Source organism: Caulobacter sp. 602-2, from assembly GCF_011043625.1.
Taxonomy (GTDB): Bacteria; Pseudomonadota; Alphaproteobacteria; order Caulobacterales; family Caulobacteraceae; genus Caulobacter.
The window spans coordinates 117,633-130,203 of the sequence record NZ_JAAKGT010000001.1 but is presented as its reverse complement, the minus strand read 5'-3'; the positions used below and the strand labels follow the sequence as shown (position 1 = coordinate 130,203).

Sequence of the window (12,571 nt, the reverse complement as noted above, 5' to 3'; positions counted from 1 at the left end):
TGTCCCACACAAGGGATTGGGAGCGCTGATGACCGACACCTTGCCCGCCTCGTGGCGAGACGAAGATCTCCGGGCCGCGCCGCCGGCCTTCCGCACGGCGCTGCGCATCGCCGTCGAGAACTGGGCGATCGGCTCCCTGACCTTCGTCCTGCCTTCGGGCAAGCCCCTGCGTATCGACGGCAAGACGCCCGGCCCCGACGCCGTGGTCCACGTGCGCGACTATCGCTTCATCCGCCGCGCCTTCGCCTCGGGCGACATCGGCTTCGCCGAGGGCTACATGGCCGGCGAGTGGGACACGCCCGACCTTTCGGCGGTGCTGACGGCCTTCGCGCTGAACTTCGACAAGCTGGCGGCGCTGGTGCGGGGCAATCCCGTCATGCACCTGATCAACGTCATCTTCCACTGGATGAACCGCAACGACCGCAGCGGCTCCAAGCGCAACATCCACGCCCACTACGACCTCGGCAACGCCTTCTATTCCCAGTGGCTGGACCGGACGATGACCTATTCGTCCGCCCTCTACGACAAGGACGCGGCCTCCTCGCTCGACGCGGCGCAGACCCGCAAGTACGAGGCCCTGGCCCAGTCCATCGGCCTGGCGCCCGGCAAGCACGTGCTGGAGATCGGCTGCGGCTGGGGCGGTTTCGCCGAGTACGCGGCCAAGGAAGTCGGCGCCAAGGTCACCGGCATCACCATCTCGCCCGCCCAGCACGACTTCGCCAGGAAGCGCCTGTTCGACCAAGGCCTGGCCGAGAAGGCCGACATCCGGCTGATCGACTATCGCGACGTGCAGGGCAAGTTCGACGGCGTCGCCTCGATCGAGATGTTCGAGGCCGTCGGCGAGGAGTACTGGCCCACCTATTTCGGCAAGATCCACGACGTGCTCACCCCCGGCGGCCGCGCCGGTCTGCAGATCATCACCATCAAGGACGAGCTGTTCGACAGCTATCGCCGGCACACCGACTTCATCCAGCGCTACATCTTCCCGGGCGGCATGCTGCCCAGCGAGACGCGGCTGCGGCAGGAGACCGACAAGGCCGGCCTTTCGTGGGACGGCGTGCGGCGCTTTGGCCAGGACTACGCCGACACCCTGGCCGAATGGGCCCGGCGCTTCGAGGCGGCCTGGGACCAGATCCGCCCGCTCGGCTTCGACGAGCGCTTCCGCCGGCTCTGGCATTTCTACCTGAGCTACTGCGAGGCGGGCTTCCGCACCGAACGCACCAACGTCGTCCAGCTTGGCCTGGCCCGCGGCTAGAGGAGGATCAAGCGTGTCGCTCTTCACCCTGGTCCTCGACTACCACGGCGGCACCTACCTCTCGCAGTTCGACGCGGCGACGCCCGTCGAGGCGGTCGGCGCCTGGTGCCGCGAACTGCATGACAACCAGCTGCTGGGCGAGCCGTCCTCGCTGGTGGCCGAAGGCATCATGGCCGACGCGGTCGAGAACAGCCTGGTGGGCATCGACGGCCTGTGCGGCGCCTGGTGCGCGGCGACGGCCGCCGCCGGGGGCCTGGCCCTGCTCAACGTCATCCAGACCGAGCCCACGGCCCACTGAACCTGGCTCGCCGGCCGCCGCTTTCAGGAAAACTCGATTGATCCGGGCGGCCGCATCGCGATCTACCCTGGCCTTCAACGGCGCCTCTTCGCGCGAAGCCGCAGATTTTCCACCATGCCCGTCACCGCCAACGTTCTCGACGCCATCGGCAACACCCCGCTGATCCGCCTCAATCGGGCCAGCGAGGCCACCGGCTGCGAGATCCTGGGCAAGGCCGAGTTCATGAACCCCGGCCAGTCGGTCAAGGACCGCGCCGCGCTCAGCATCATCCGCGACGCCGAAGCGAAAGGCCTGCTGCGCCCCGGCGGCCGCGTGGTCGAGGGCACGGCCGGCAACACCGGCATCGGCCTAGCCATGGTCGCCTCGGCGCTCGGCTACAAGACCACCATCGTCATCCCGCGCACCCAGAGCCAGGAGAAGAAGGACGCCATCCGCCTGCTCGGCGCCGAGCTGGTCGAGGTCGACGCCGTCCCCTACTCCAACCCCGACAACTACGTCCGCTATTCGGGCCGCCTGGCCGAGGAACTGGCCAAGACCGAGCCCAACGGCGCGATCTGGGCCAACCAGTTCGACAACGTCGCCAACCGCCAGGCCCACTACGACACGACCGGTCCGGAGATCTGGGAACAGACCGCCGGCAAGGTCGACGGCTTCATCTGCGCCGTGGGCTCGGGCGGTACCCTGGCCGGCGTGGCCCAGGCCCTGCGCGAGCGCAAGGCGGACGTGAAGATCGGCCTGGCCGACCCGGGCGGCGCCTCGCTCTACAACTGGTACGCCGCCGGCGAACTGAAGGCCGAGGGCAATTCGATCAGCGAGGGTATCGGCCAGGGCCGGATCACCGCCAACCTCGAAGGCCTGGCCATCGACCACCCCTACCGCGTCTCCGACGAGGAGATGATGCAGCAGATCTTCGACCTGGTGCAGCACGAGGGCCTGTGCCTGGGCGGCTCTACGGGGATCAACGTCGCCGGCGCCGTGCGCCTGGCCCGCGACCTGGGGCCCGGCCACACCATCGTGACCATCCTCTGCGACCACGGCTCGCGCTACCAGAGCAAGCTCTTCAATCCCGCCTTCCTGGCCGAGAAGGGCCTTCCGACCCCGCCCTGGCTGTAGGCGGCGCGCCGAAAGGCCGTCCTCGCACCGCGTCATAGACGGCGTCGAACACCCGCAGGCCCGGCAGTTCGGGAACCGGACCGGGCGCTGCGACCTCGCCCAGGTCCAGCAGGCTCGGCTCATCGAGCCGATAGGCGGGCCAGTGCTCGCCGGGCCGGCCTTCGCGGGCGAACGCGGCCCAGGCGCCCGCCATGACCTCGGCCAGGGCGCGATCCTGCGCCGTCCAGGCCCAGGGCTCCTGCTCCAGGTGGTCGAACATGTACCAGAGCTCGGCGAAATGGCCCGCGCCCCAGTCGGCGCGGACGCTGTCGGCCGGAAAAGGCGGCCGGCGGGAGAAGCGGTAGAGCCAGACCGGCTGGCCCGCGCCGGCCTGCAGCCTCGCCCACGCCCACATGTCCCATGAAAACCGCAGGTCGCGCTCGAAGTCCGCGCGCGCCCGGCGCGCTCCGGCGTCGTCGGTGAAGGGATAGCCCGCCAGCAGGGCCGGCGGCAGCGGTCCCCAGTCACGAGTGATTTCGGCCGTAAAGCTTCGGGCGGTCACCGGCGCCAGGTCGACCAGCGACCGCGCCTCTTCGGCGTTGTAGCCCAGCAGCAGCGGGACCCGGTTCCACCGCCCCGCGACATAGGCCTCGTAAGGCGACAGCGGCAGCACGCGGGTTCCGACCACTGGATGAGCCAGGCGGCGGGCGGCAGGCGTCAACAGCCTTTCCAGCGGCAAGGCCCGCAGCTCGCCCGTCGTGCGCGCCCCCTCGTCCGCCGCCCAGGCCGCGCCGTCCTTCTCGGCCCCGGCCAGGCGGTAGTTCGGCGCCAGCTCCAGCGGTTCGAACAGGCCCCCGCTCTGGGCGATGGCCCGATGGAACAGCCCCTCTGCCTCCGGCGAAGCCATCAGGGCGCTGACCGACATGGCCCCGGCCGACTGCCCCGCGATCGTCACCCGTCCTGGATCGCCCCCGAAGGCGGCGATGTTGCGCTGGATCCAGCGGAGCGCGGCGACCTGGTCCATCAGGCCGTAGTCGCCCGACTGGCCGCCGCCTTCGGCGCTCAGGGCCGGATGCGCCAGAAAGCCCAGCGCGCCCAGGCGGTAGGCGATCGAGACGAAGACCACGCCCCGCGCGGCCAGCCGGTCGCCCGCATAGAGCGGCAGGGAGGTCGCGCCGTTGTTCCATCCGCCGCCGTGGATCCACACCACCACCGGCAGCGGCTCGCCCGATCGCGTCGCCGGCCGCCACACATTCAGATAGAGGCAGTCCTCGTCCGTGCGGGGCGGCGACTCGCCCGGCATCGAGACCCCGGCCTGCGGACAGGCCGGAGCATAGGCGTCGGCGCGCCGCACGCCCCGCCAGGCTTTCGCGGCGACCGGCGGCCGCCACCGCCGCTCCCCCGTCGGCGGCGCGGCGTAGGGCGTCCCGAGAAAGGCGTCCACGCCGCCTTGCGAGATCCCTTCCAGCCGCCCGGTCTCGACGCGCGCCACCGGCCCGGCGATCGCCCCGTGCGCCAGGCCCAGCCCGATCAGCAGCGCCAAAAGTCGTCGTCTCATGCGAGCCTCCTCCGTCCGTCGAGACTGGGAGACGGCGGCGGTCGCGGCCAAGACCGGCCCGTCCCGCCCCAGCCCCGCCTCGTCACTCGCGGCCGGGCCAGCTGGACGCAGCCCGAGCGGCGCTGTCAGATGCCGCCATGCTCGCTTCCGCTTCCGCACCCGATGCAGCCGCCGTCCGCCGCTGGACGGGCCTTGCCTTCCTCTATTGGTTCGGCCTGGTCTGCGCACTAGAACCCGGCAACCTGCGCGGCGGCCTTCCGCCGGACTGGACCTCCGAGATCGTTCGCCTGCTCGGCGCCGGCGTGCTCGGCTCGGCCAGCGCGCCGGCCCTGCTGGTGCTGGCCCGCCGGGGAAAATGGATCGAGCAGGCGCTGGGCGTGGTCCTGCTGGCGCCCGCCCTCGTGGTCGTCTCGTGCCTGCTGGCCGCCTGGCTGCTGCAGGGCCGCTGGCTGCCCACGCCCGCCGACGTCGTGAGCCAGCTCTCGGCCAACCTCGCCCTGCTGGCGTTCGGCCTGGCCGTCTTTCTCGGCATCGTCCACCTGGCCCAGACTCGGGCGCAGGCCAGGGCCCCGGCCGCATCCCCGGTCCGCCGCCTGGTCGAACGCGAGCGCGGGCGGATCACGGTCATCGACCTCGACCAGGTCCGATGGATCGAGAGCCAGGGCAACTACCAGGCCCTGCGCACGCCGGACGGCCTGCGGTTGGTGCGCCGGACCCTGGCCTCCCTCGAACGCGAACTGGATCCCGGCCGTTTCGTGCGCATCCACCGCCGGACGCTCGTCGCGGTGGCCCATGTCGAGGCCCTGTCGCCGCTGACCAACGGCGACGCCGAGGTGCGCATGAGCGACGGCGCGCGCCTTCGGCTCTCGCGCAATCACCGGCGAGCGCTGGTCGACCGTCTTGATGCTTGCGTGGAGCGCCCGCTCACGTGAAGTTGCGCGCCCGTCGCAAGGGACGCGTTCCTGTTCCCGAAAGGCCAGCCATGACCAACGCCGATCCTCTCGTCTCGACCGCCTGGCTGGCCGACCACCTAGACGCCCCGGACGTGCGCATCGTCGACGCCTCGTGGTTCATGCCCGGCACGCCGCGCGACCCGAAGGAAGAGTTCCTGGCCGGCCACATCCCCGGCGCGGTGTTCTTCGACATCGACGAGATCTCCGACGAGGCCTCGCCCCTGCCCCACATGCTGGCCAGCGGCGTCAAGTTCGCCTCGCGGGTGCGCAAGCTGGGCCTCGGCGACGGCTCGCGCATCGTCGTCTACGACAGCACCAGCATCCTGCCGGCCGCCCGCGTGTGGTGGAACTTCCGCGTCATGGGCCACGAGGACGTGGTGGTGCTGGACGGCGGCCTGCCCAAGTGGATCGCGGAGGGCCGCCCGCTGGAGGACGGCCCCGCCGCCCCGCAGGAACGCCACTTCACCCCGCGCCTGCAGGCCGACCTCGTCCGCTCGTTCGACCAGATGAAGAAGAACCTGGAGACCGGCCGCGAGCAAGTGATCGACGCCCGCGCCGCCGGCCGCTTCAACGGCGAGGTCCCCGAGCCGCGCGCGGGCCTGGCCAGCGGCCACATCCCCGGCTCGCGCAACGTCCCGCTGTCGGCCCTCCTGGGCCCCGACGGCGCCATGCTGTCCGCCGACCAGCTGAAAACCGTCTTCGCCGAGGCTGGGGTCGACATCGAAAAGCCGATCGCCACCACCTGCGGCTCGGGCATCACCGCCTCGGTGGTGTCGCTGGCCCTGCATCGCCTGGGCAAGCCGCGGGCCGCCGTCTACGACGGCTCGTGGACCGAGTGGGGCGGCCGCGACGACGCCCCGGTCGCGACCGGCCCGGCTGTGTAAAAACACCCAAAGTTACGCGATTTTCAAATACAATCCTGAATTGACAAGGCGACCCATGTGGCCGACCCTCGACGTGTTGGGGGTCGGCCTTTCGCCGCCTAGAGGCGCGGCCAGGCCGCGCGTCGCTCCCCGCCAGTGCCCGTCAGCTTAAGGACTTCGGCGCAGACCGCGCCGAGCACGCAACCGCGCGACCGGCGGAGCCGTCGGCGCGCCCGTGGGGAGAAAACGCCATGTCGTCGTTCCGACCGCTCTACGCCGTCACCATCACCGACGCCGTCGCCGCCGGCGATCTCGAACAGCTAAAAAAGCTGGAGGCCGAAGCCCAGGAGCACCTCAACCAGTACGGCGACATCGCCACCCTGCTGGCCGCCCTGAAGATCGAAATCGCCAAAGCCGAGGCCTGACCACCATGAACATCAAGCCCTACGGCGTCGCCGTGACCGACGCCATCGCCTCGGGCGACCTCTCGCGCCTGAAGGAAGCCGAAGCCGCCGCCCAGGCCCACCTGGACCAGTATGGCGACGTGGCGACCCTGCTGCCGCTGCTGCGGCTGGAGATCGCCAAGCTGGAAGCCAAGAAGAGCTACTGACGCGCGGGCGGCGCCTCCCTTGTGGAGACGCCGCCTCCGTTTCGCGTTCGAGGCCAAGATACTTCAGGGCCAAGATATTTCGGGGGGAAAGCGCGCCCATGACCGACACCCTGCCCTCCGAAACCGCGCCGGCCGGCGCCCGGGCGACGCCCGAAGGCAAGTCCGTCCGCTTCCGCACCGAGCGCGACTATGCCGAGCTGACCCCCGTCCACGTGGTCTGGGAGGTCACTCTCGCCTGCAATCTCAAGTGCCAGCACTGCGGCTCGCGCGCCGGCCGGCCGCGTCCGGACGAACTGAACACCGCCGAGGCGCTGGAGCTGATCGACCACCTGGCCGCCCTGGGCACGCGCGAGCTCACCCTGATCGGCGGCGAGGCCTATCTGCGCCGCGACTGGATCGAGCTGATCCGCAGGAGCCGCGCCCACGGCATCCGCACCGCCGTCCAGACCGGCGCCCGCAACCTCACCGACAAGCGCCTGGACGAGGCCGCCGACGCGGGCCTGCAGGGCATCGGCGTGTCGATCGACGGTCTGCCCGACCTGCACGACCGGGTGCGCGGCGTACCTGGCTCCTACGACCAGGCGATCAGCGCCCTGCAGCGGGCCAAGGCCCGAGGGCTGGCCGTGTCGGTCAACACCCAGATCGGCGCCGAGACCGCGGCCCACCTGCCCGAACTGATGGAACGGATCATCGCGGCCGGGGCCACGCACTGGCAGATCCAGCTGACCGTGGCGATGGGCAACGCCGTCGACAACCCCGACCTGCTGCTCCAGCCCTATCAGCTGCTCGAGGTCATGCCGCTGCTGGCCCGGCTCTATCGCGAGGGGCAGAAGCGGGGCCTGCTGATGATCGTTGGCAACAATGTCGGCTATTTCGGCCCCTATGAGCGCATGTGGCGGGGCCTCGGCGACGAGGCCGACCACTGGAACGGCTGCGCCGCCGGCCAGGGCGGCATCGGCATCGAGGCCGACGGCACGATCAAGGGCTGTCCCTCGCTGGCCACCTCGCTCTACGCCGCGGGCAACGTGCGCGAGATGAGCATCGCCGACATCTGGCGCCACAGCGAGAAGATGGCCTTCGGCCGCGTGCGCGACGTCGAGGAGCTCTACGACTACTGCCGCACCTGCTACTATGCCGACGTTTGCCGGGCCGGCTGCACCTGGACCTCGGAATCGCTGCTGGGCAAGCGCGGCAACAATCCCTACTGCCACCACCGGGTGCTCGATCTCGCCCGTCACGGCTGGCGCGAACGGGTGACCAAGGTCAAGGATGCGCCCGCCGCCAGCTTCGCCATCGGCGAGTTCGCCCTGGTGCGCGAGGCCATACCCGGCGCCCAGACGCAGCCCCTGCCCGTCCGCGACCCGGCCGGGGTGCACATCGCCCACCGCGAACGCACGGCCGCCGGCGGCGCCCTGCCCCCCAGGCTGAAGGTCTGCCGTTCCTGCGACCAGTACGTCTGGCCCCACGAAACCGAATGCCCCCACTGCGCGGCCGACCTCGCCGAGGTCGAACGCCAGCACGCGCAAGCCGCCGAACACCGCCGCGCCCTGATCCAGCAGGCCCGCCGCGTCCTGGACGGCATAGGCCCCGCCTAGCCATCCTTCTCCATCGCCATAGCCGGGAAGCCGTGCGTCCTTCGAGGCTCGGCTTCGCCTCGCTCCTCAGGATGAGGACGCAGGTGGCTGCGTTGCATCGCCTTCCTCATCCTGAGGCGCCCGCACAGCGGGCCTCGAAGGACGCAAGCCGCCAACCGCAGATCCTCCCCCTGTGGGGGAGGTCCGCCGATCAAGACCCCCCTGAAGGGGGAGGTGGCCCGGAGGGCCGGAGGGGGAAGTTCCTGATGAGCCTGAGCCGGGCCCCAACGAGGGAAGTCCCTTCCCCCTCAGTCGCTCCGCGACAGCTCCCCCTTCAGGGGGAGCATTATGGACGGAGGGCCGGAGGGGCCAGCGCCGGCGGTTCAGCGGCCCTTCGGACACTCCGCCCGGACCAGCGCGTAGCTGGCGAACCCCTGCTCCTTGCCGCCCGCCCCACGCATGACGATGGACCAGCCCAGATGCTCTCCCGCCGAAGCCCAGCGATTGACGAAGACAGCCTCGCCATAGGGGTAGCTGACCTCGAAACCGTCAGCGGCTGCCTGGCCCGCGCCCTGGGAGGCGCCGTCGCCGCCGAAGCTGTCGGCCCACAGGCCAACGATCGCGGCCGGCTCGCCGGCCTTGGTCGCGCGCCCGCCAAACAGCAGGTGGGCGGCGTAGGTGTCGGCGGGATCGGCCTTGGCCGCGCTGTCGGCCTCGACCAGCATCATGGCGCCGCCGACGATCGGCCTGGCCGCAAGAGCGATGCTCACCGGCTTGCCCATCACCGTCCCCTCGCCCTTCCAGCAGCCGGCCAGGGCCGAAACCTCGGCCGGCGGCGGCGCGGGCGGCGGATCCTCGGCCCGCGCGACGGCCGCGGCCATCGACGCCGACAGCGCCAGGAGCAGAACCGGAACTCTCATCTCATCCCCCGATGCGACGCCGGCCCCCGCCGGACGTCCGCGCCTAGATGGCCGATTCCCCGCACCGCTCGCCATGACGTTGATCGAACGCTTGAACCCCGCCCGCCCGCGCCCTTAAACGACGGGTTCCCTCCCGTGCTTACGAGTCCCGCCGCCATGGACGAAAAGACCCGCCTGATCCGCTCGGGCCTGCAGGCCCCGTCCCTGGCGCGGACCGTCAATCCGCCGATCCAGCGCGGCTCCACCGTGCTGATGCCCAGCGCCGCCTCGCTGTACGACGACAGCCAGCTGACCTACGGCATCACCGGCCTGTCCTCGCCCGCCGCCCTGCAGGCGGCCCTGGCGGAACTGGAAGGCTCGCCCGACGTGACCCTCTACCCCTCGGGCCTGGCGGCGATCACCGGGGCGATGATGGCGGTTCTCAAGGCCGGCGACGACGTGCTGGTGGTCGACAGCGCCTACAAGCCCACGCGCCGGTTCTGCGACCGGTTCCTGACCCGCTTCGGCGTCACCACCCGCTATTACGACCCGGCCCTCGACGCCGACGCCCTGCTGGCCCTGGCCCAGCCCAACACCCGGCTGATCCTGCTGGAGGCGCCCGGCTCGCTGACCTTCGAGATGCAGGACGTGCCGGCCATCGCCGCGGCCGCCAATGCGCGCGGCGTCCTCACCCTGATCGACAACACCTGGGGCGCGGGCCTGCTCTTCAAGCCGCTGGCCCATGGCGTGACCATCAGCGTCCAGGCCCTGACCAAGTATGTCGGCGGCCACTCCGACTGCTTCATGGGCAGCGCCACCACGATGGACCCGGTGATCGGCGACGAACTGGGCAACGCCATGTGGGACGTGGGCTGGTCGGTGTCGCCCGACGACGCCTACACCATGCTGCGCGGCCTGCGGACCCTGGCCACGCGCATGCCCCGCCACGAGCAGAACGGCCTGACCGTGGCCCGCTGGCTGGAGCAGCGGCCCGAGGTCGCCCGCGTGCTGCACCCAGCCCTGCCCGACGATCCCGGCCATGCGATCTGGAAGCGCGACTTCTCCGGCGCCTGCGGACTGTTCGGGGTGGTGCTGAAGCCGACGACGCAGCGCTCGGTGCACGCCTTCCTCGACGCGCTCACCCTGTTCGGCCTCGGCTTCTCCTGGGGCGGCTTCGAGAGCTTGGCGATCCATTGCGACCCGCAGCTGAAGAGCCGCAGCACGCCGGTCAACTTCGAAGGCCCCTTGCTGCGCCTGCATATCGGGCTGGAGGATCCGATCGACCTGATCGCCGACCTGGAGCGCGGCTTCCGGGCGCTGGCGGCGGCCTGAGGACGAAGGGGGCGGGTTGCGGCGCGCCGAACGGACTGTTTCCGCACCGCAACACGGCGCCACATCCCTGCCGCAAGCAGGGCCAGATTATGCCCAAACGGCTGAATATGCGAAGTTATTCAGCAGTACATACGCGCGGCCACGCCCAGGGAAACTTGACCGTGGTTATATTTCCTTCGCATCGCAACTGATCGTCGCCGTGGGGGTTCTTCGCGCGAAAGGACCCTTGATGGACATACGCCTCGCCGACCGGCTTCCGCCTTGCAACGTTCCCGATGAGGCGCCGCCGGCCGCCTGGCTCCCCGCCGAGTCCGCGATGGAAATGCCCGTTCGCGAACTGTCGGATCCCGATGTCGGCTGGCGCCGCCTAGCCCGCTCGCGGCAGCGGCGGCGGCTGGCGCTCGGCGCCTTCACCATCCTGGCTTTCGCCTTCGGCCTGACGACGATGCTGGACGCCTTCACGGCCGGCGGCGTCACCCTTCTGGAATGGATCGACGCCCTGCTGGTGGCGGTGCTGCTGGCCTGGACCGGCTTTTCCTGCGCCGCGGCCCTGGGCGGCTTCCAGCTGGCGCTGAACCCCGACACCTGGGAGCGGCGCCTCGACGATCCGCCGCCCCACCTGCGCAAGAAGGTCGCCCTGCTGGCGCCGATTTACAACGAGGACGTCGCGGCCGTGTTCGCCCGGATCGAGGCGATGCGCGCCGATCTCGACCGCGAGCGGCTGTCGTCCACCTTCGACGTCTTCGTGCTCAGCGACACCCGCGATCCCGACATCGCCGAGGCCGAGCGCCTGGCGGTGATCGCCGCCCGCTCCAGCCCCTCGCCCACCCGCCTCTACTACCGTCGGCGCGAGCAGAACACCGACCGCAAGACCGGCAACCTGGCCGAATGGGTCCGCCGGTTCGGCGGCGCCTACGAGTGCATGGCGGTGCTGGACGCCGACAGCCTGATCAGCGCCCGCTCGCTGCGCCGCATGGCCGGCGCGATGGAGACCGAGCCGACCCTGGGCGTGCTGCAGGCCGGCACGACGATCGTCGGCCGCACCACCCTGTTCGGCCGCGCCGAACAGTTCGCCAGCTGGGTCTACGGCCCGCTGGCCACCTGGGCCCTGGCCTGGTGGAGCGGCGCCGAGGCCAACTATTTCGGCCACAACGCCATGATCCGCACCAAGGCCTTCGCCGAGTGCTGCGGCCTGCCGCACCTGCCCGGCAAGGCGCCGTTCGGCGGCTCCATCCTCAGCCACGACTTCGTCGAGGCCGCCCTAATGCGCCGCGGCGGCTGGGCGGTGCGCATGGCCCCGTCGCTGGACGACGTGCACGAGGAGGCCCCGCCCACCCTGTCGGACATGCTGGTGCGCGACCGCCGCTGGAGCCAGGGCAACCTGCAGCACCTGGGCATCCTGGGCGTGAAGGGCCTGCATCCGGTCAGCCGCCTGCACCTGCTGCGCGGCGCCCTGGCCTATGCGCTGGCCCCGGTCTGGCTGCTGCTGGTGGTGCTGAGCGCCATGCTGGCCGCCTTCCCGGTCCTGGGCGGGGCGCGGGCCGAACTGTTCCTGGTCGAGGGAGCCGCGGCCGCCTTCGCCGTGTCGCTGGGCTTCCTGTTCGCGCCCAAGCTGCTGGCGGTGATCCTGACCTGCAAGGAAGGCAAGGCCGAGGGCTTCGGCGGCGTCGGGTCGCTGCTGGCCTCGGTGGCGGTCGAGACCCTGCATTCGACCCTGACCGCGCCGGCCATCCTGTTCGGTCACGCCCGCTGCCTGGTCGACATCCTGGCGGGCCGCGACTCCGGCTGGGCGGCCCAGCGCCGCGACGCCGAAGGCACGCTCTGGCGCGAGGCCCTCAAGCGGCACACGCCCGAGATCGTCGCCGGCGGCCTGCTGCTAGGCTGCGCCGCCCTGGCGGGTCCGGCCCTGGGCGTGTGGATCCTGCCCGCAGCCATCGGCCTGATGATCGCGCCCGCCGCCTCGGTGCTGACCGGCAGCGCCCGCTGGGGCCTGGCGCTTCGCAAGCGCGGCCTGCTGGTCGCCCCGTGCGAGCTTTCGCCTTCGCGTCTTCTGCGCGAGGCCTACGGCCGGGCGGCCGGACCGCAGATGCGTCTGCGCGAAGAAGACGACGGCGCGGCGGCGATGGCCACGGCCTGA

Annotated in this window: 12 protein-coding genes; 10 read left to right on the top strand and 2 right to left on the bottom strand. The window is 71.0% G+C overall.

All coding sequences use genetic code 11. The features are described from left to right. Positions 1–28: 28 nt before the first annotated feature. The 3 genes from G5B46_RS00480 to G5B46_RS00470 all read left to right on the top strand — a co-directional run bounded on the left by G5B46_RS00480 (position 29) and on the right by G5B46_RS00470 (position 2,666). A complete protein-coding gene (locus G5B46_RS00480) occupies positions 29–1,255 on the top strand; it encodes a cyclopropane-fatty-acyl-phospholipid synthase family protein (protein WP_165255160.1) in 1,227 nt (408 codons plus the stop codon). Between the two features lie 13 nt (positions 1,256–1,268). After that, on the top strand, positions 1,269–1,553 hold the full coding sequence (locus G5B46_RS00475) for a hypothetical protein (RefSeq protein ID WP_116489535.1): 285 nt from the start codon (positions 1,269–1,271) through the stop codon (positions 1,551–1,553). A gap of 114 nt (positions 1,554–1,667) precedes the next feature. Beyond that, on the top strand, positions 1,668–2,666 hold the full coding sequence (locus tag G5B46_RS00470; protein ID WP_165255159.1) for a cysteine synthase A: 999 nt from the start codon (positions 1,668–1,670) through the stop codon (positions 2,664–2,666). Here the strand turns inward: G5B46_RS00470 and G5B46_RS00465 are convergent. Beyond that, the gene (locus G5B46_RS00465) at positions 2,614–4,203 is read right to left on the bottom strand and encodes a carboxylesterase family protein (RefSeq protein WP_165255157.1); all 1,590 of its coding nucleotides are present in this window, start codon (positions 4,201–4,203) and stop codon (positions 2,614–2,616) included. The two genes, G5B46_RS00470 and G5B46_RS00465, sit on opposite strands and share 53 nt — an antisense overlap. Before the next feature lie 137 nt (positions 4,204–4,340). Here G5B46_RS00465 and G5B46_RS00460 point away from each other — a divergent pair, with 137 nt between their 5' ends. The 5 genes from G5B46_RS00460 (at position 4,341) to G5B46_RS00440 (ending at position 8,224) form a co-directional block, all read left to right on the top strand. Further along, positions 4,341–5,135 carry a LytTR family DNA-binding domain-containing protein gene (locus tag G5B46_RS00460; protein ID WP_165255155.1) on the top strand — a complete coding sequence of 265 codons (795 nt, stop codon included), beginning with the start codon at positions 4,341–4,343 and terminating at the stop codon, positions 5,133–5,135. A 50-nt stretch (positions 5,136–5,185) separates the two neighbouring features. Beyond that, on the top strand, positions 5,186–6,040 hold the full coding sequence (gene sseA / locus G5B46_RS00455; RefSeq protein ID WP_165255154.1) for a 3-mercaptopyruvate sulfurtransferase: 855 nt from the start codon (positions 5,186–5,188) through the stop codon (positions 6,038–6,040). Between the two features lie 230 nt (positions 6,041–6,270). Next, complete coding sequence (locus G5B46_RS00450; RefSeq protein ID WP_165255152.1) at positions 6,271–6,444, top strand: DUF1843 domain-containing protein; 174 nt, start codon at positions 6,271–6,273, stop codon at positions 6,442–6,444. A gap of 5 nt (positions 6,445–6,449) precedes the next feature. Further along, complete coding sequence (locus tag G5B46_RS00445; RefSeq protein ID WP_165255150.1) at positions 6,450–6,629, top strand: DUF1843 domain-containing protein; 180 nt, start codon at positions 6,450–6,452, stop codon at positions 6,627–6,629. A gap of 98 nt (positions 6,630–6,727) precedes the next feature. After that, positions 6,728–8,224 (top strand): GDL motif peptide-associated radical SAM/SPASM maturase, encoded by a 1,497-nt coding sequence (locus tag G5B46_RS00440; protein WP_165255149.1) that lies wholly within the window; start codon positions 6,728–6,730, stop codon positions 8,222–8,224. A 362-nt stretch (positions 8,225–8,586) separates the two neighbouring features. Here G5B46_RS00440 and G5B46_RS00435 read toward each other — a convergent pair whose 3' ends face one another. Continuing rightward, the gene (locus tag G5B46_RS00435) at positions 8,587–9,123 is read right to left on the bottom strand and encodes a hypothetical protein (RefSeq protein WP_165255148.1); all 537 of its coding nucleotides are present in this window, start codon (positions 9,121–9,123) and stop codon (positions 8,587–8,589) included. A gap of 156 nt (positions 9,124–9,279) precedes the next feature. Between G5B46_RS00435 and metC the strand changes: the two genes are divergently transcribed. Together metC and mdoH are read left to right on the top strand one after the other, a co-directional pair. Continuing rightward, positions 9,280–10,434, top strand: a complete 1,155-nt coding sequence (gene metC, locus G5B46_RS00430; protein WP_165255146.1) for a cystathionine beta-lyase — start codon at positions 9,280–9,282, stop codon at positions 10,432–10,434. Positions 10,435–10,663: 229 nt separating this feature from the next. Then, on the top strand, positions 10,664–12,571 hold the full coding sequence (gene mdoH, locus G5B46_RS00425; protein WP_276611477.1) for a glucans biosynthesis glucosyltransferase MdoH: 1,908 nt from the start codon (positions 10,664–10,666) through the stop codon (positions 12,569–12,571).

Excerpts from the sequence above, each read along its gene's own strand:
- G5B46_RS00480 (WP_165255160.1), top strand. The coding sequence starts at position 29 with ATGACCGACACCTTGCCCGCCTCGTGGCGAGACGAAGATCTCCGGGCC.
- G5B46_RS00470 (WP_165255159.1), top strand. The coding sequence starts at position 1,668 with ATGCCCGTCACCGCCAACGTTCTCGACGCCATCGGCAACACCCCGCTG.
- G5B46_RS00465 (WP_165255157.1), bottom strand. The coding sequence starts at position 4,203 with ATGAGACGACGACTTTTGGCGCTGCTGATCGGGCTGGGCCTGGCGCAC.
- G5B46_RS00460 (WP_165255155.1), top strand. The coding sequence starts at position 4,341 with ATGCTCGCTTCCGCTTCCGCACCCGATGCAGCCGCCGTCCGCCGCTGG.
- sseA (WP_165255154.1), top strand. The coding sequence starts at position 5,186 with ATGACCAACGCCGATCCTCTCGTCTCGACCGCCTGGCTGGCCGACCAC.
- G5B46_RS00450 (WP_165255152.1), top strand. The coding sequence starts at position 6,271 with ATGTCGTCGTTCCGACCGCTCTACGCCGTCACCATCACCGACGCCGTC.
- G5B46_RS00445 (WP_165255150.1), top strand. The coding sequence starts at position 6,450 with ATGAACATCAAGCCCTACGGCGTCGCCGTGACCGACGCCATCGCCTCG.
- G5B46_RS00440 (WP_165255149.1), top strand. The coding sequence starts at position 6,728 with ATGACCGACACCCTGCCCTCCGAAACCGCGCCGGCCGGCGCCCGGGCG.
- G5B46_RS00435 (WP_165255148.1), bottom strand. The coding sequence starts at position 9,123 with ATGAGAGTTCCGGTTCTGCTCCTGGCGCTGTCGGCGTCGATGGCCGCG.
- metC (WP_165255146.1), top strand. The coding sequence starts at position 9,280 with ATGGACGAAAAGACCCGCCTGATCCGCTCGGGCCTGCAGGCCCCGTCC.
- mdoH (WP_276611477.1), top strand. The coding sequence starts at position 10,664 with ATGGACATACGCCTCGCCGACCGGCTTCCGCCTTGCAACGTTCCCGAT.